Consider the following 15,679-nt stretch of genomic DNA (forward strand, 5'->3'; position numbering starts at 1 on the left):
GGAGCCTCATGGAACAGAGGGAGCTCACGCAGCATGGATGCCAAGGTCGACGTCGCGGCCGCATCGGCCGGCACGGACGCGGCGGAGCGCAGCGCCCTGCTGCTCTGGATGATCTTCACCGGCCTTTCGGTGTTCGCCGCCTTCCTGCTGTGGCGCTACGGGCTGATCCGCCTCATGATCAATTCCGACCGCACCTACATTTCCAGCGTCATCGCCGTCCTCTACATCGTCACCTGCATCCATTGCTTCTGGCGGACGCGGGCGATCGCGCGGGAGGGGGAGGTCGCGCGCTCCTGCCGCACCATCCTCGCCGCGCCCGATGGCGCCAGGATCCTTGCATCAGGGGCGCTTGCATCAGATGCGCGCGGCCTGCCCGGCGGGCTCGTCACCGATCACATCAAAAGCCTGGTGCAGAAGGCCGAGGCGCAGGCCAAGGGACGCATCGACCAGACCCTGCTGCTGCGGACGCTGGCGGACCGGCTGCGCGGGTCCAACGGCTTCGGCGCCTTCGTCTCCGATACGCTGATGAAGCTCGGCCTGCTCGGCACCATCATCGGCTTCATCATCATGCTGGCGCCGATCGCTTCGCTGGATGCCGCCGACAAGGTCGCGATGAAATCGTCGATGGGCCTGATGAGCGACGGCATGGCGGTCGCGATGTACACGACGCTGGCCGGACTGATCGGATCGATCCTGGTCCGGATCCAGTACTACATGCTCGATTCCGCGACCCAGCGGGTGTTTTCCGACGCCGTCGTGCTGACCGAGACGCACGTCACGCCGGTCCTGGAACGTCGCCTTGGTACGCCGTCATGATGGATGAGTTCGGGCTCTATCCACGCGAGGAGCCGTTCGATCCGCTCGGCGTCATGCTGTTCAAGGCGTTGCAGGTCATCGCCTTCCTGTTCTTCCTGGCGCTGCTTGCGGTGTCGCCGGATTCCAAGGAAGGCAAGATCGAATCCAAGGCGGAGTTCATCATCACGATGGACTGGCCGGACAACCATCCTGACGATCTCGACCTGTTCGTGCAGGATCCGGCCGGCAACATCGCCTGGTACCGGCATCGCGAGGCCGGCTTCCTGACGCTCGATCGCGACGACCGCGGCGGCGCCAACGACTTCATCATCGTCAACGGCAAGAAGATCGCCTCGCCAATCCGCGAGGAGATCGTCACCTTGCGCGGCATCGTCGCCGGCGAATACACCGTCAACGTCTCGCATTTCCAGGCGACGACCGGCGAGCCGGTGCAGGCCAATGTGAAGGTGCAGAAGCTCAATCCGACGGCGCAGGTGATCTTCGACGACAAGCTGACCGTCGATCACACCGGCGACGAGAAGACCGCGGTCAGGTTTCGTCTCGACGCCGAGGGCAAGGTGATCAACGTGGACCGGCGGCCGAAATCGCTGCTCGAGACCTTCCGCAGCAGCTGGCGCAACGGCGCCGACATGGATCCGAAAACCGGCGTCAGGGTGCTCCGCCGTGATTAGTCTGCAGTCGGTCATTCTCACGCTTGCGGTCGCATACGCGGTGGTCGGTGCGCTGCTCTTGATCGTGCTGGTCTATGCGCGGCTGCACTGGTCGCTGAAGGCCGTCGTCATCGTCGTGACCAGCGCCTTCTACTTCGTCAGCTTCGGCGGCATGCGCGGTTTGCTCGGCTGGGCGTCCGCGGAAAAACTGCCGGCGAATTTCAAGCTGCTGTCGACGCGGATCGTGGAGCCGCATTCGCTGGAGGGCGATCCGGGCTCGATCTATCTCTGGGTCGAGGAGCTTGACGAGGACAACCGGCCGAGCGCGATCCCGCGCGCTTTCCGCATTCCCTATAGCGAGGCGTTGGCGGAGCAGACCCACACCGCCGAGAACGAGATCAAGGCCGGGCATCCGCAAGGCGGGCGGGCGGCGGATTTCGGCGGTGGCGACGGCACCATCATGGACTTCGTCAGGGAGTACATCACGCCGAAGACGATCGTGGAGACGACCGGCGGCGATTCCACCACGGGGACGTTCGTGGCTCCGCCGGCCGGCGCGCAAGGGTCGGTGTTCACGCCGCTGCCGCCGCCCCGGATGCCGCCCAAGGACGAGCAGCAATAGCAGGATGCCTACCCAGGAGGGTGGCACAAAAATAGGGATCGGCAATAATCAGTCAGCGGGATGGACAGTAATCATCCGGAATTCCTCAATTCCCTGAAGTGTGTAGTCTTGGGATTAACCGGGGCTAGATTTTATCCCCAAGCCATTTTTCCCGGCAAAGGGGCCGCTGCGTGAAGCGGCCCCTTTCGATTCCGCGGCAAGGCGCGGTGAGAGGCCGGCGCGGCGGGGCGGGCTTACAGCACCGTCAGAAATGCGATCGCGAGAACCATCAGCCACCCGACAATGACGAGCGAGACCACCGCGCCCGCGGTGATCTTGGCGATCTCCTTCAAGGTCATTGGCCGGTCCATGCAAACCTCTCCTGGGTAGCCCTGAACGAGACATAGGCGCGGACTGGCAGATCGCCCTGGCTGCTCACGGAACGTTGTAGCGTCCATAAGCCAGGGGTGGGCCCTTCCGGGGGGCCACGGCTGTCATTTCACAAAATATTGTCTGACAGATATTGAAATCTGTCAGCGAGATGGTGTATATACTGATCAGCCCCAAGGGAGGAGGGCGCCCAGTGGCTGTTCCGGCGTTTGGCCGGGGAGCCGGACTTAATTTGACTACCTCGAAGGACTACCTCCATGACCATAGAAATCTTTCAATTGACCGCCCAGATTCAACAGTGGCTCAATCTTCGCGTCGCCCGCCACCTGGCCGCCCAGGCCGCCAAGTTCACCCGCGGGCAGGACAGCGATAACCAGACGGTAAACGCATGAACGAGGCGGTGGTTTTGACACCCGAGCGGATCCTCGAGGCAACTGAGGATGTCTTGAGGCGCTTTGGGCTGAGCAAGGCCACCGTTGTCGACGTTGCCCGTGCGCTGGATGTCAGCCACGGCAGCGTCTACCGTCACTTCCCCAGCAAGGCCTCGCTGCGCGATGCTGTCGCCAAGCGCTGGCTCGACCGCGCCAACGAGCCGCTGTGCAAGATCGCAGCCGGCTCAGGCCCGGCGCCGGAACGGCTGGAGACATGGCTGCGCACTGCCTTTTCGATCAAGCAGAAGAAAGTCTGCGACGATCCCGAGATGTTCGCGACCTACCTTGCGCTGGCGCAGGACGCGCGCGAAGTGGTGGAAGCCTACAAGGACAAGCAGGTCGATCTGATCGCGAAAATCCTGGCCGACGGTGTCGCGCAGGGCGTGTTCGAGATCGACAATGTGAAGGCGACCGCGCGTGCCGTGTTCGACGCCACCGTCCGCTACCATCACCCGGCGCATGCCGAGGAATGGGCCAAGCCCGAATGCCCGTCGCGGATCGACGCGCTGCTGGCCCTGCTGCTGAAGGGCCTGCGGGTCTGCAAGCAGTAGCTCGGTGCTCGCGCTTCTTCACACAACGGAGCAAGCGGCACCCCTCTCCCTAACCCTCCCCCGCAAGGGGGGAGGGAACCCATCCGCTAATGCTCCCCTCACATCCGTTACCGACGTTTTGAATCCGCGACGCCGTGCCCAGACTGTAACTCAGTCAGGTGAGCATGCCGGTCGGGCTCCCTCCCCCCTTGCGGGGGAGGGTTGGGGAGAGGGGTAAACCGCGGGCTGTGACCGTGGAGATTGCGCGGTCGCGTGCCAACTGGCTTTCGCTGCCACCCTCGGCCCGATTGCGAGCCCGGGGCCGCGTGTGCTTGATATCGGACAGGGATCAGCAACGCGGACCACGATGCGGCTTGCACTGTTCGCCGATATTCACGCCAACCGGCAGGCCTTCGCCGCCTGCCTCGACGCTGCGCATGCGCGCGGCGCCGAGCGGCTGATCTGTCTCGGCGATATCGTCGGCTATGGCGCCGATCCCGAATGGGCCGTCGATACGGTGATCGACCTCGTCGCCAAGGGTGCGATCGCGGTGCGCGGCAATCATGACAATGCGATCGGCGTGCCGAGCGACACCATGAATGCCGAGGCGAAGGCCGCGATCGACTGGACCCGCGGCCGGCTCAGCGGCGAGCAGAAGCAGTTCCTCGCCGGGCTTCCGATGTCGCGAGAGGAGGACAACAGGCTCTACGTGCACTCCGAAGCTTCGGAGCCCACGAAATGGCGCTATGTTCGCGACACCGCCGACGCCGCGCGCAGCATGATGGCAACCGAGCTGCAGATCACGTTCTGCGGCCACATCCATCGTCCCGGCCTCTATTCGATGTCCTCGACCGCCAAGATGACGAGCTTCGTTCCGACTTCGGGCATCGCTGTTCAGTTGCTGCCGGGGCGGCGCTGGCTTGCGGTGCTCGGCTCGGTCGGCCAGCCGCGCGACGGCGATCCCGCAGCGTCGTTTGCGATGTTCGACACCATAAGCCGCGAGATCATCTATCATCGCGTGCCCTACGACGTCGCGACCGCGGCGGCGCTGATCAAGGCGAACGGCCTGCCGCACTGGCTCGCCGACCGTCTGCCGCTCGGCCGGTGATGCCGATGGCGGCGCTGGCGATGCAGGCGGGTGCCGACATCGATGGCTTCACCATCGGCGAACGCGTGCACCGCGGCGGCATGGCAACGCTGTGGAGCGTCACCCATCCCGGCATCACCGTGCCGCTGCTGATGAAGGTGCCGCTGACCTCGGAGGGCGAGGATCCGGCCGCGATCGTCAGCTTCGAGATGGAGCAGATGATCCTGCCGCGGCTGTCGGGGCCGCATGTGCCGGCCTGTTTTGGCACCGGCGACTTCGAGCGCCAGGCCTATGTGGTGATGGAGCGCATCCCCGGGCAGACGCTCTACAAGCGGCTCGGCGAGCTGCCGATGCCGTATGAGGAGGTGAGGGTGATCGGCGGCAAGGTCGCGACTGCGCTCGCCAGCCTGCATCGGCAGAACGTCATCCATCACGACATCAAGCCGAGCAGCATCATGTTCCGCGAGCGCGGCGAGGCGGTGCTGATCGATTTCGGCCTCTCGCATCACCGGCATCTGCCCGACCTGCTGCAGGAAGAGTTTCGCCTGCCCTACGGCACCGCGCCCTACATGGCGCCGGAGCGCCTGCTCGGCGTACGCGACGATCCGCGCAGCGATTTATTTTCGCTGGGCGTGCTGCTCTATTTCTTCACCACCGGCGTCCGCCCGTTCGGCGAGACCGAAAGCCTGCGCGGCATGCGCCGGCGGCTGTGGCGTGACCCCTATCCGCCGCGCCAGCTGAAGCCCGACTATCCGCCATGGCTGCAGGAGATCGTGCTGCGCTGCCTGGAGATCGATCCCGTGGCGCGCTATCCGACCGCGGCGCAGCTTGCCTTCGATCTCGGCCATCCCGATCAGGTGAAGCTGACGGCGCGGGCGCAGCGGCTGAGCCGCGATCCGCTCGGCACGGTCTGGCGCCGCCGTTTCAATCTCGGCGCGGTGCCGCCGCGGCCGAAGTCTGATGTCGCAGCCCAGCTCGCCGCGAGCCCGATTGTTGCCGTCGCGCTCGATGTCGGCGAGGGGGCCGAGGCGCTGAACGACACCATCCGCGTCACCGCCGAGCGGGTGCTGTCGACCTCGCCGTCGGCGCGGCTCGCTTGCGTCAACGTGCTGAAGCTCAATCGCCTGGCGATCGACAGCAGCCATGACGAGCAGGGCCAGAACAAGCATGTCGACCGCCTGGTGGCGCTGCAGCACTGGGCGCGGCCGTTCGGGCTCGAGGAAGGGCGGCTGACCGTGCATGTGCTGGAGGCGATCGATCCCGCCGCCGCGATCCTGGAATTCGCAGCGGTCAATCTGGTCGACCACATCATCATCGGCGCGCGGCAGAACTCGCTGCGGCGTGCGCTGCTCGGCAGCGTGTCCGCCAGGGTCGCGGGGGAAGCGTCGTGCACGGTGACCGTGGTGCGGCCGTCGCGGCTGGCCTCGCAAGCGGACGACGGCGAGGGCGGCGAAGCGGCGGACCAGGCGGCCAATGCCGCGGTCACGCCGCCCGCGTTGTTCTAGTTTCTCCGGATCATCAGATTGCTTCGCCGCGCGCCTCGGCCGCCGCATGGCGGATCGCGGCGATGTTGGCCTTGTAGGCCTCGACGGTGCCGCCCTTGAACACGGCGGACCCCGCGACGAAGGCGTTGGCGCCGGCGGCCGCGAGCTGGCCCGCGACGTCGGGCGCGACGCCGCCGTCGACCTCGATGTCGATCGGGCGGCCCGCGACCATCGCCCTGACGTCGCTGATCTTGCCGATCGCCGAGCGGATGAAGGCCTGGCCGCCGAAGCCGGGATTGACCGACATGACCAGCACGAGGTCGATCAGGTCGAGCACATATTCGATCGCGCTCGCCGGCGTTGCCGGATTGAGCGAGACGCCGGCCTTCTTGCCGAGCGCGCGGATCGCCTGCAGCGAGCGGTGCAAATGCGGGCCGGCCTCGGCATGCACCGTGATGTGGTCGCAGCCCGCCTTGGCGAACGCCTCCAGGTAGGGGTCGCAGGGCGAGATCATCAGGTGGGCGTCGAAGATCTTCCTGGTGTGCGGCCGCATCGCCTTGATGACGTCGGGGCCGTAGGAGATGTTCGGCACAAAATGTCCGTCCATCACGTCGAGATGGATCCAGTCGGCGCCGGCCTGGTCGACGGCGCGGACCTCCTCGCCGAGCTTTGAGAAATCCGACGCCAGGATCGACGGAGCGATAACGAGGGGACGCGGGGTGAATGACTGAGTCATGTCAGCTGTTCCGGAAGACTTCAGGGGGCGACGGGTGAGTCCGCCTAACATGCGGACGCGTGACGGGCAATGCGAGCGGACGGCGCTCCGCGACCGGAAAATTCTTCCGCCGGCGGCAGCTCTTGCCGGGTGCGCGGAACCCGTTTCGACGCGGGGAGCCTGGTTTTACTGGGTTTTTGCCATGGCACGCCCCTTGCTCGGCCACTGACCAGCGTTTGAGCCGCCAAGGCGCGGCCCGGTTGGAGTATTGCCATGCTGTTCGCCCTTGGCGCTGCGTCGTCGGCCATTGACCTCTTGAGCTCGCTGATGTCGTCGAAGTCGACGACCCAGACCGGCAGCTCCAGTAAGGGAGGGCAGACCACCGGCCTGTTCGCCCCTTCGACCGGTACCTCGACGTCGACCGGCAGCAGCACCGGTACCGGCTCGGGCAGCGGCTCCGCGCAGATTTCGCCGCTGACCATGGGCGCGCTGATTTCCGCGCAAAGCCAGTCGCAGACCGCGGTTTCAAACAGCGCGACGGCAGCCAGCCGCTCGGATGCGCTCAAGGACCTGTTCTCGCAGATCGATGCCGACGGCAACGGCAAGATCACCCAGTCCGAATTCGAGAACGCGCTCGGCGCCGGCGGCACCAACACCGCGCAGGCCGACGACGTGTTCTCCAAGCTCGACAGCAATGGCGACGGCAGCGTCAGCCTCGACGAGATGTCCCAGGCATTGCAGGGCCACAAGAGCGGCGGCCATCATCGCCATCACATGACCAGTGGCTCGACCGATGGATCCGGCTCCGGCAGCGGCGCGGGCGGATCGAGCTCCGATCCCTTGATGCAGGCGCTGGACGGCGCGACCGCGACGTCGGTGACCAACAGCGACGGCTCGACCACCACGACGACGACCTACGCCGACGGCTCGAAGGTGTCGATGACGACGCCGGCCGCGTCCTCCGTGACCCTCAACGCGGCCTCGTCCTACAATATCGTCGAACAGCTGATCCAGCGCCAGGCGAAGGCGATCTCCGCGCAGGACTTCGCCGCGATTTCCGTCAGCGCCTAAGACGAGACTGGTAATTTCCGTCATTGCGAGGAGCGGAGCGACGAAGCAATCCATCTGTCCACGTGTGCGGACAGATGGATTGCTTCGCTTCGCTCGCAATGACGGCAGAGCCAGAAGCGCGATGATCTAGCCGAATTTGTCCCGCCAGCTCGGCAGCGCGCCGGCGAATGGCAGCGCGGTCGCTGAATGGACGCCGCGGGCGATGGCGCGCGCCACCGTGTTGGCGGCGAGCGCACCGAGCCTCGTGAGGCCGAACAGCGGATCGATCGGCTTGGCGCCGGTCGCGGCGGCAAACACCACGTCGCCGTCGAGCGGGGCGTGCACGGGATAGATCGCGCGCGCCATGCCGGTCTGCGCGATCATCGCAAGCCGCCGCGCCTGCGGCTTCGTCAACTGCGCATCAGTCACCACGACGACGAGGGTGGTGTTCTCGGCGGCGCTGGCGTCGGCGCCGCCCTTCAGCCTCGCCTTCAGCATGTCCGGCGTGAACGCGGGCGGCAGGCCGCGCCCGCCGAACTCGCCGCCGACCTCGAACGGCGCCGCCCAGAACCAGGGGCCGCTGCCGACCGTGACGCTGCCGACCGCGTTGACCACCGCGAGCGCCGCGACCGTCACGCCGTCGTCGGTCACGTCGGACGCCGAGCCGAGGCCGCCCTTCAGATTGGCCGTGGTCGCGCCCAGGCCAGCGCCGACGCTGCCGAGCTCGAAGGCATCAGAGGCGGCATTGGCCGCCGCGTAGCCGAGATCGCGATAGGGCGGAAAGCGTCCCCACGCCTTGTTGCCGCCGTTGAGCAGGTCGAAGCAGATCGCGCCCGGCACGATCGGGATCACCGCGTCGCGGATGCGGAAGCCGCGGCCGCGCTCGGCGAGCCAGGCCTGCACGCCGCCGGCGGCATCGAGCCCGTGCGCCGAGCCGCCGGACAGCGCGATGGCGTCGATCGCCTCGACGACGTTGTGCGGCGACAGCAGCGCTTCCTCGCGGGTGCCGGGACCGCCGCCGCGGACATCGATCGAGGCGACCGCCGGCCGCTCGAACAGGATGGCGGTGACACCGGAGGCGACCGTTGGATCGTCGGCATGGCCGACGGCAACGCCGGCAATATCGGTGAGAAGGTTTTTCACGATGGGTCCATCCGCCTGCTGTCCGATCGATCCGGTATAGCAGCCGCGACGGATGCATCAACCGTCGGGCGCGGGCGGACGGAGACGTGCGGTAAGACTTGCAGGCATCCGGTCAAAAAAACGCCCCGGCGGACCGGGGCGTTCTCGTATCTCTGATTGGATCAGACGCGCGAGAGGCTCAAGAGCCCTTCGGATTGATCTCGGTGTAGTTGCCCTTGGCGTCCCACTTGTAAACGACGTAATCGATCGCCTTGATGTCGCCCTTGGCGTCGAAGGCCATCTTGCCGAGCACGGTATCCCACTCGCCGGCCTTGATGGTGTCCATCACCTTCTTGGCGTCGGTGGAGCCGGCCTTGGCGACGGCCTGCGTCCAGACCTGCATCGCGGCGTAGGTGTAGAGCGTGTAGCCCTCGGGGTCGATGTTCTTGGCCTTGAACTTCTCGACGATCGCCTTCGCGGTCGGCTTGTTGCGCGGGTCGGGGCCGAAGGTGAACAGCGTGCCTTCGGCGGCGGGGCCGGTGATCGAGGCGAACTCCTTGTCGTTCATGGCGTCGCCCGCCATCAGCACGGTCTGCAGGCCCTGGTCGCGCATCTGGCGCAGGATCAGGCCGGCTTCCTGATGGTAGCCGCCGACATAGACCAGATCGATGTTGTCGCGCTTCAGGCGCGAGACGATCGAGTTGAAGTCCTTGTCGCCCTTGTTGTAGGACTCGAACATCTTCTCCTGGAAGCCGGCCTTGTTCAGCGCCTTCTTGGTCTCGTCGGCGAGGCCTTTGCCGTAGGTGGTCTTGTCGTTCAGGATCGCGACGTTCTTGCCCTTGTAGTTCTTCATGATGTAGTCGGCGGCGACCAGGCCCTGCTGGTCGTCACGGCCGCAGACGCGCGCCACGTTCCAGAGCTTGCGCTCGGTGAACAGCGGGTTGGTCGAGGCCGGGGTAATCTGCAGCACGTTGGCGTCGGCATAGGCCTCGGAGGCCGGGATCGAGGACGACGAGCAGAAATGGCCGGCCACGAACGGGATCTTCGAAGAGCCGATCTTTTCCGCGATCGAGCGCGCCTGCTTCGGATCGCAGGCATCGTCGTCGGCTTCCAGCGCGAGCTTCTTGCCGAGCACGCCGCCGGCGGCGTTGATGTCGGCGACCGCCTGCTCGGCGCCGTTCTTCATCTGCCGGCCGAAGGCGGATTCGGAGCCCGTCATCGGGCCCGCGACTGCGATGGTGATGTCTTGCGCGAACGCGCTCGCCGAGAATGCGAACGAAGCGCCCAATGCCAGGCCGATCAGCTTCAGTGATTTCATGAGACGTCCCTCGTGGTCGTTGCCTCTTGCGGAAGGGCCCGGCGCGCCGGGCCCCAAAACCGCGGGCATTCTCAGCTGATTTCGCGGCGAAGTCACCGGCAATTTTCAGGCAAATCGACGCTGCATCAGCTGCATCCTGCTCGCGGTGGCGGCACGGAACGCGCAGCTAGCCGCGGCGGCCGCCTTCCAGATAGGCGGCGCGGATTTCCGGGCGCTGCAGCAATTCGGCGCCGGTTCCGGCCAGCGTGATCAGTCCGTTGACCATGACATAGCCGCGATGGGCGAGCTTCAGCGCATGGTTGGCGTTCTGCTCCACGATCAGGACGGTGAGGCCGTCCTGCCGGTTCAGCGTGCGGATGGCGTCGAAGATCTGGCGCGCGATCAGCGGTGCGAGGCCGAGCGAGGGCTCGTCCAGCATCAGCAGGCGGGGCCGGCTCATCAGGGCGCGGCCGATCGCCAGCATCTGCTGCTCGCCGCCCGACAGCGTGCCGCCGCGTTGTGCGACGCGTTCCTTCAGGCGCGGGAACAGCGCGAACACCCGCTCCAGCCCGGCTGCGCGCTCGGCCTCGCTGCATTCGGTGGCATCGGCGCCCATCTGCAGGTTTTCCGCGACGCTCATGCGCGGAAAGATCCGCCGGCCCTCCGGCGATTGCGCGATGCGCAGCCGCGCGATCTCGTGGGTCGGCACGCCGGTGATGTCGCGGCCGTCGAACTCGATCGCGCCGGCGCGGGCGCGCGGCCGGCCGAAGATCGTCATCATCAGCGTCGACTTGCCGGCGCCGTTGGCGCCGATCAGGGCGACGATCTCGCCGCGATTGATCTCGATATCGACGCCCTTCAGCGCCTCGATCTTGCCATACGCCGCGCGCACGCCGCGCACCGCGAGCAGGGGTGTCGTTGCCTGTGCCGCGCTCACGTGCCGCTCTCCATCACGGCGATCGCCTCTTCCTCGTCGGCGCCGAGATAGGCGGCGATCACCTTGGGATCGTCGCGCACCGTCTGCGGCGTGCCCTCGGCGATCTTGACGCCGTAATCCATGACCACGACGTGATCGGAGATCTCCATCACGACCGACATGTCGTGCTCGATCAGGAGGATCGAGGTGCCCTGTTCGTTGCGGATCGACAGCAGCAGCTCGTTCAGCCCGCCGCTCTCGCGCGCGTTCAGTCCCGCTGCCGGCTCGTCGAGACAGAGCAGCACAGGTTCAGTGCACATCGCGCGCGCGATCTCGAGCCTGCGCTGGTCGCCATAGGGCAGGTTGCCCGCTGCATCGTCGGCGCGGTCGAGCAGGCCGACGCGCGCGAGCCAGGTCCGCGCCAGATCGATGGCGCGCTGCTCGGCCTCGCGCCAGGACGGCAGGCCGAGCAGCCCGAGCAGGGTCAGGCCCGAGGCGCGCATCAGCGCGTTGTGCTGGGCGACCATCAGATTTTCCAGCGCGGTCATGCCGGGAAACAGCCGGATGTTCTGAAAGGTGCGCGCCACCTTGGCCTGCTTGGAGATGCGGAAATCGTTCAGCCGCTCGAGCTGGATGGTGCGGCCGTCGTCATGGGCGAGGCGGATCGCGCCCCCGCTCGGCCGGTAGAACCCGGTGATGCAGTTGAATACGGTGGTCTTGCCGGCGCCGTTCGGCCCGATCAGCGCGGTGATCTTGCGTCGCTCGGCCGCAAAGGACAGCTCGTTGACCGCGACGATGCCGCCGAAGCGCATCATCAGGCGGTCGACGGTGAGGATGTGGTCGCCGCTCATCCGTGGCCCTCCTTGACGAGGTCGGACGAGATCGCCTGGTTGCGTTCCAGGAACACGGTCGGTGCGCGATGGCCGATCAGCCCGCGCGGCCGCCAGATCATCAGCAGCACCATCGCCATGCCGAACACCAGCATGCGGTATTGATCGAGGCCGCGGAACAGCTCGAAGCCGCCGATCATGGTCAGCGCGGCGAGCGCCACGCCGAGCTGCGAGCCCATGCCGCCGAGCACGACGATCGCCAGCACCAGCGCCGATTCCTGGAAGGTGAAGGATTCCGGGCTGATGAAGCCCTGCCGCGTGGCGAAGAACGCGCCGGCGAGGCCGCCGAACATCGCGCCGGTCGCGAACGCCGTCAGCTTGGTGGTCGTGGTGTTGATGCCGAGCGCGCGGCAGGCGACCTCGTCCTCGCGCAGCGCCTCCCAGGCGCGGCCGATCGGCAGCCGCCGCAGCCGGATCGTCACCCAGTTGGTGATCAGCGCCATCGCCAGGATCAGGTAGAACAGGAAGACGAGGCGGTGGGTCGGTGAGAATTCGATGCCGAGCTTGGCGGCGAGCCCGTCATCACCCGCCGTCAGCGGAATGCCGAACATGGTCGGGCGGGGAATTCCCGACACGCCGTTGGGGCCGCCGGTCAGGCTCTGCCAGTTGATGATGACGAGGCGGATGATCTCGCCGAAGGCGAGCGTCACGATCGCGAGATAGTCGCCGCGCAGCCGCAGCACCGGGAAGCCGAGCAGCACGCCCCAGAACGCCGCCAGGATGCCGGCAAGCGGCAGGCAGACCCAGAACGACAATCCGAAATTGGTGGCAAGCAACGCGTAGGAATAGGCACCGACCGCGTAGAACGCGACATAGCCGAGGTCGAGCAGGCCGGCGAGGCCGACCACGACGTTCAATCCCCATCCCAGCATCACATAGGTCAGGACCAGGATCGACAGGTCGAGAATGTAGCGCTGGTTGTAGAAGATGACAGGCACGAGGAAGGTGAACACCAGGAGCGCCGGCGCCAGCCAGCGGCCGGCGAACGACATCGCTGATTGCACCGGCTTCGGCACGATGCGGTCCTTGTCGACCGGTCCCCACCATTGCCGCAGCAGCTCGACGACGATGCTGCCGCCGAACACCGCGCCGACGAGGGCTGCGAGGTCGCCGAACCGCGTCCAGTAGATCAAGCCGCCCTGCGGCCCGGCCTCGGTCCGAACGCCGATCATCAGCGAGAACAGCACCAGCGCAACAAGGGCGCTGATCAGGGCTTTCTTGAGAATGAAGGCGCTGCCCGAGGGCTGCGCGGCGTGCGAGGGGCGGGCTGAGGTCGCGCTCACGAAGTGCCTGTCAGACTTTTTCGACTTCGGGACGGCCAAGCAGGCCGGTCGGCATGAAGATCAGCACCACGATCAGGATCGAGAACGCGGCGACGTCCTTGTACTCCACCGAGAAATAGGCCGACCAGAACGTCTCGATCAGGCCGATCGCGAGCCCGCCGAGCATCGCGCCCGGCAGCGAGCCGATGCCGCCGAGCACCGCGGCGGTGAACGCCTTGATGCCGGCGACGAAGCCCATGAAGAAATCGACCAGGCCGTAATACAAGAGATACATCATGCCTGCGACCGCGGCGAGCGCGGCGCCGATCACGAAGGTCATCGAGATGGTGCGGTCGACGTCGACGCCGAGCAGCGCGGCCATGGTCTGGTCCTGCTCGCAGGCGCGCATGTCGCGTCCGAGCCGGGTGCGCGAGACCAGCCAGGTGAACAGCGCCAGCACGACGATGGTGGCCAGCACGACCATGATCTGGATGTTGGAGAGCTGCACAGCAAAGCCCTGGGAGCCTTCATGCAGCGTGTAGCCGCCGGTGATGATCGGCGGCACCGGCTTCACCCGCGCGCCCTGCGACACCTGCGAGAAGTTGGTCAGCACGAACGACATGCCGATCGCCGACAGCATCGGCGCGAGGCGGAACGAATGCCTCAAGGGCCGGTAGGCGATGCGCTCGATGGTCCAGCCATAGAGCGCGGTGATCGCCATCGAGACCAGCAGCACGATCAGGAGGATCAGGGGGATCGCGGTGAGGCCGAGCGACACCAGCACCAGGAACGAGATCAGCGCGATGAAGCCGCCGATCATGAAGATGTCGCCATGCGCGAAATTGATCATGCCGACGATGCCGTAGACCATCGTGTAGCCGATGGCGATCAGGCCGTAGATCGAACCGAGCACGAGGCCGTTGATCAATTGCTGGGCGAAATAATCCATACGCTGCCGTCAGAGCCTGTTCGGTTGAGAACCGACCAGGCTCTCGTGTTGATCTGGACGCGCTTGCTTCACGCGAACCGGTTCCCACTTCGCTCGAAAACGCCACGTCGAGGGTGACGCGGCGAGGGCCCCGGCAGCCTGATCCGTCGCGTCGTGTCGTTTTCTAACAGTGGAACCCCGGCCGCGGCAACAGCGTGGCAGCAGCAGAAAGGGCTTGTACATAACTAGTTTGGCGGATGCGGTTCCGATGTCACAGGGCCGACATGGCCTTGCCTTGCAATGATCACGCCGGAACCCTTGTTCCCCGAGCAACCGCGCTTGCGACGTGCGCGTTGTCCCCAGCTTGATGACAGCAAAGGGAGTAGCTGAATGAGCAACCCAAATCAGAATCCGGGCCAGCCCAACCAGAACCCCAGTCAGAAGCCCGGCCAGCAGCAGCAGGGCGGCGGCCAGAAGCCCGGCCAGCAACAGCAGGATCCGGGCCGGCAGGGCCAGAAGCCCAATCCGGAGCGCTAATTCGGACAATTGAGCCGAACCAGCAGGAAGGCCTCGCCGAAAGGCGAGGCCTTCCTTGTTCAGGTTTTCCAGCTGGAGCCTGGGCCTGTCTGGTTCAGGCCAACTGGTCGGCGAAGCGGCCGCGGAAGGCGTATGAACCGAAATGCGTGAGCTCGCTTCGAAGGTCGAGCCAGATTTCGCCGCCGAGGTCGATCCAGCGCCGGCAGAACGCGTAATCCTCGGACAAATACTCGCCGGTCGTCTTGTCGATCATGCATTCGAACAGCGAGACGCGGTCGAGGTCGGCGCGAACCAGGTCGCCGGTGTTCAAGTCGTTGCTCTTGTGGTTCGCTCGATATTTGAGTTCGGGGTGGGCGTCGCACAGCCTGACGAGGGCGGATCGCTTCATCATGAGAAAGCCGGTTCCGGCATATCGGACCTTGGCGAAGCCATCGCCGCGCGCCGTGATCTGGTCGCCCTCCCATGTGACGACATAGTCCAGCGAGGATGACGCGAGGTTCCTTCGCTTGGCCTCCGCAGCCCGCTGCACCTTGGCCCAATCGATGTGCTTGAGCGGATAGGCCGCGGCCGAAACATCGGTGCCGCAATCCAGCAGCCGGAAGACGGACTCGGGTTCGAACCCGATATCGGCGTCGATGAACAGGAGATGGCTGGCGCCGGATGCAAGGAATTGGTGGGCCAGTTCGTTCCGGGCGCGCACGATCAGCGATTCGTTTCCGATCAGATGGAACTGGATGTCGATGCCCCGGGCGGTGGCCGCAGCCTGAAGCTTCAGGGCGGACAGCACATAGGCCATCTTCAGATCGCCGCCGTAGCAGGGCGTTGCGACGAAAACGCGCGTTCTTTCGGTCATTTTACCCCCAATTTTCGGTCGGCACGGGAGCCGATCGCATCGATCCGGAACCATCGCATCGCGCTTAACCTTAACAAAGGGTTTAAATTGCTGGCGGCAATTGATCGGCGTTAGCTCGCG

17 protein-coding genes are annotated in these 15,679 nt (G+C 65.8%); 9 read left to right on the top strand and 8 right to left on the bottom strand.

Going from position 1 to position 15,679, the window contains the following annotated elements; all coding sequences use genetic code 11:
- The first annotated feature begins 33 nt into the window (after nucleotides 1-33).
- From JEY66_RS18230 to JEY66_RS18255, 7 genes are all read left to right on the top strand, one after another.
- Complete coding sequence (locus JEY66_RS18230; protein WP_018272411.1) at nucleotides 34-816, top strand: MotA/TolQ/ExbB proton channel family protein; 783 nt, start codon at nucleotides 34-36, stop codon at nucleotides 814-816.
- Complete coding sequence (locus JEY66_RS18235) at nucleotides 813-1,487, top strand: hypothetical protein (protein WP_026192978.1); 675 nt, start codon at nucleotides 813-815, stop codon at nucleotides 1,485-1,487. Before JEY66_RS18230 ends, JEY66_RS18235 begins: the two co-directional genes overlap by 4 nt.
- Complete coding sequence (locus JEY66_RS18240) at nucleotides 1,480-2,088, top strand: hypothetical protein (protein ID WP_016843143.1); 609 nt, start codon at nucleotides 1,480-1,482, stop codon at nucleotides 2,086-2,088. Before JEY66_RS18235 ends, JEY66_RS18240 begins: the two co-directional genes overlap by 8 nt.
- 626 nt (nucleotides 2,089-2,714) lie before the next feature.
- Nucleotides 2,715-2,849: a hypothetical protein gene (locus JEY66_RS45145; protein ID WP_016843141.1), complete on the top strand. Its 135-nt coding sequence runs from the start codon at nucleotides 2,715-2,717 to the stop codon at nucleotides 2,847-2,849.
- The gene (locus tag JEY66_RS18245) at nucleotides 2,846-3,439 is read left to right on the top strand and encodes a TetR/AcrR family transcriptional regulator (RefSeq protein ID WP_016843140.1); all 594 of its coding nucleotides are present in this window, start codon (nucleotides 2,846-2,848) and stop codon (nucleotides 3,437-3,439) included. Before JEY66_RS45145 ends, JEY66_RS18245 begins: the two co-directional genes overlap by 4 nt.
- Before the next feature lie 346 nt (nucleotides 3,440-3,785).
- Nucleotides 3,786-4,526 (top strand): metallophosphoesterase family protein, encoded by a 741-nt coding sequence (locus JEY66_RS18250; protein WP_018272410.1) that lies wholly within the window; start codon nucleotides 3,786-3,788, stop codon nucleotides 4,524-4,526.
- Nucleotides 4,527-4,531: 5 nt separating this feature from the next.
- A complete protein-coding gene (locus JEY66_RS18255; RefSeq protein WP_018272409.1) occupies nucleotides 4,532-6,010 on the top strand; it encodes a serine/threonine protein kinase in 1,479 nt (492 codons plus the stop codon).
- A gap of 13 nt (nucleotides 6,011-6,023) precedes the next feature.
- On the opposite strand, the gene rpe is transcribed toward JEY66_RS18255, so the two are convergent.
- On the bottom strand, nucleotides 6,024-6,725 hold the full coding sequence (gene rpe / locus JEY66_RS18260) for a ribulose-phosphate 3-epimerase (RefSeq protein ID WP_018272408.1): 702 nt from the start codon (nucleotides 6,723-6,725) through the stop codon (nucleotides 6,024-6,026).
- A gap of 252 nt (nucleotides 6,726-6,977) precedes the next feature.
- Between rpe and JEY66_RS18265 the strand changes: the two genes are divergently transcribed.
- Complete coding sequence (locus tag JEY66_RS18265; protein ID WP_016843135.1) at nucleotides 6,978-7,775, top strand: EF-hand domain-containing protein; 798 nt, start codon at nucleotides 6,978-6,980, stop codon at nucleotides 7,773-7,775.
- A 126-nt stretch (nucleotides 7,776-7,901) separates the two neighbouring features.
- On the opposite strand, the gene JEY66_RS18270 is transcribed toward JEY66_RS18265, so the two are convergent.
- The 6 genes from JEY66_RS18270 to JEY66_RS18295 form a co-directional block, all read right to left on the bottom strand.
- Nucleotides 7,902-8,897: a P1 family peptidase gene (locus JEY66_RS18270; RefSeq protein WP_016843134.1), complete on the bottom strand. Its 996-nt coding sequence runs from the start codon at nucleotides 8,895-8,897 to the stop codon at nucleotides 7,902-7,904.
- 178 nt (nucleotides 8,898-9,075) lie between these two features.
- Nucleotides 9,076-10,194, bottom strand: a complete 1,119-nt coding sequence (locus JEY66_RS18275) for a branched-chain amino acid ABC transporter substrate-binding protein (RefSeq protein ID WP_018272407.1) — start codon at nucleotides 10,192-10,194, stop codon at nucleotides 9,076-9,078.
- Between the two features lie 166 nt (nucleotides 10,195-10,360).
- Nucleotides 10,361-11,110: an ABC transporter ATP-binding protein gene (locus tag JEY66_RS18280; protein WP_018272406.1), complete on the bottom strand. Its 750-nt coding sequence runs from the start codon at nucleotides 11,108-11,110 to the stop codon at nucleotides 10,361-10,363.
- A complete protein-coding gene (locus JEY66_RS18285) occupies nucleotides 11,107-11,940 on the bottom strand; it encodes an ABC transporter ATP-binding protein (RefSeq protein ID WP_016843131.1) in 834 nt (277 codons plus the stop codon). The genes JEY66_RS18280 and JEY66_RS18285 overlap by 4 nt, the downstream gene beginning before the upstream one ends.
- The gene (gene livM / locus JEY66_RS18290; protein ID WP_026192977.1) at nucleotides 11,937-13,262 is read right to left on the bottom strand and encodes a high-affinity branched-chain amino acid ABC transporter permease LivM; all 1,326 of its coding nucleotides are present in this window, start codon (nucleotides 13,260-13,262) and stop codon (nucleotides 11,937-11,939) included. Before livM ends, JEY66_RS18285 begins: the two co-directional genes overlap by 4 nt.
- A 10-nt stretch (nucleotides 13,263-13,272) precedes the next feature.
- Nucleotides 13,273-14,190, bottom strand: coding sequence for an ABC transporter permease subunit (locus JEY66_RS18295; protein ID WP_018272404.1), 918 nt, complete (start codon nucleotides 14,188-14,190; stop codon nucleotides 13,273-13,275).
- A 369-nt stretch (nucleotides 14,191-14,559) separates the two neighbouring features.
- Between JEY66_RS18295 and JEY66_RS18300 the strand changes: the two genes are divergently transcribed.
- Nucleotides 14,560-14,706, top strand: coding sequence for a hypothetical protein (locus JEY66_RS18300; protein ID WP_016840407.1), 147 nt, complete (start codon nucleotides 14,560-14,562; stop codon nucleotides 14,704-14,706).
- Between the two features lie 94 nt (nucleotides 14,707-14,800).
- On the opposite strand, the gene JEY66_RS18305 is transcribed toward JEY66_RS18300, so the two are convergent.
- Nucleotides 14,801-15,559, bottom strand: a complete 759-nt coding sequence (locus JEY66_RS18305) for a hypothetical protein (protein ID WP_016840408.1) — start codon at nucleotides 15,557-15,559, stop codon at nucleotides 14,801-14,803.
- Between the last annotated feature and the right edge of the window lie 120 nt (nucleotides 15,560-15,679).

Origin of the sequence: Bradyrhizobium elkanii USDA 76, assembly GCF_023278185.1 — a bacterium.
In the GTDB taxonomy this organism is placed as follows: domain Bacteria; phylum Pseudomonadota; class Alphaproteobacteria; order Rhizobiales; family Xanthobacteraceae; genus Bradyrhizobium; species Bradyrhizobium elkanii.

Coding starts and splice junctions, on each gene's coding strand:
- JEY66_RS18230 (WP_018272411.1), top strand. CDS start 34: ATGGATGCCAAGGTCGACGTCGCGGCCGCATCGGCCGGCACGGACGCG.
- JEY66_RS45145 (WP_016843141.1), top strand. CDS start 2,715: ATGACCATAGAAATCTTTCAATTGACCGCCCAGATTCAACAGTGGCTC.
- JEY66_RS18250 (WP_018272410.1), top strand. CDS start 3,786: ATGCGGCTTGCACTGTTCGCCGATATTCACGCCAACCGGCAGGCCTTC.
- JEY66_RS18295 (WP_018272404.1), bottom strand. CDS start 14,190: ATGGATTATTTCGCCCAGCAATTGATCAACGGCCTCGTGCTCGGTTCG.
- JEY66_RS18285 (WP_016843131.1), bottom strand. CDS start 11,940: ATGAGCGGCGACCACATCCTCACCGTCGACCGCCTGATGATGCGCTTC.
- JEY66_RS18275 (WP_018272407.1), bottom strand. CDS start 10,194: ATGAAATCACTGAAGCTGATCGGCCTGGCATTGGGCGCTTCGTTCGCA.
- JEY66_RS18235 (WP_026192978.1), top strand. CDS start 813: ATGATGGATGAGTTCGGGCTCTATCCACGCGAGGAGCCGTTCGATCCG.
- JEY66_RS18305 (WP_016840408.1), bottom strand. CDS start 15,559: ATGACCGAAAGAACGCGCGTTTTCGTCGCAACGCCCTGCTACGGCGGC.
- JEY66_RS18300 (WP_016840407.1), top strand. CDS start 14,560: ATGAGCAACCCAAATCAGAATCCGGGCCAGCCCAACCAGAACCCCAGT.
- JEY66_RS18255 (WP_018272409.1), top strand. CDS start 4,532: ATGGCGGCGCTGGCGATGCAGGCGGGTGCCGACATCGATGGCTTCACC.
- rpe (WP_018272408.1), bottom strand. CDS start 6,725: ATGACTCAGTCATTCACCCCGCGTCCCCTCGTTATCGCTCCGTCGATC.
- JEY66_RS18245 (WP_016843140.1), top strand. CDS start 2,846: ATGAACGAGGCGGTGGTTTTGACACCCGAGCGGATCCTCGAGGCAACT.
- JEY66_RS18265 (WP_016843135.1), top strand. CDS start 6,978: ATGCTGTTCGCCCTTGGCGCTGCGTCGTCGGCCATTGACCTCTTGAGC.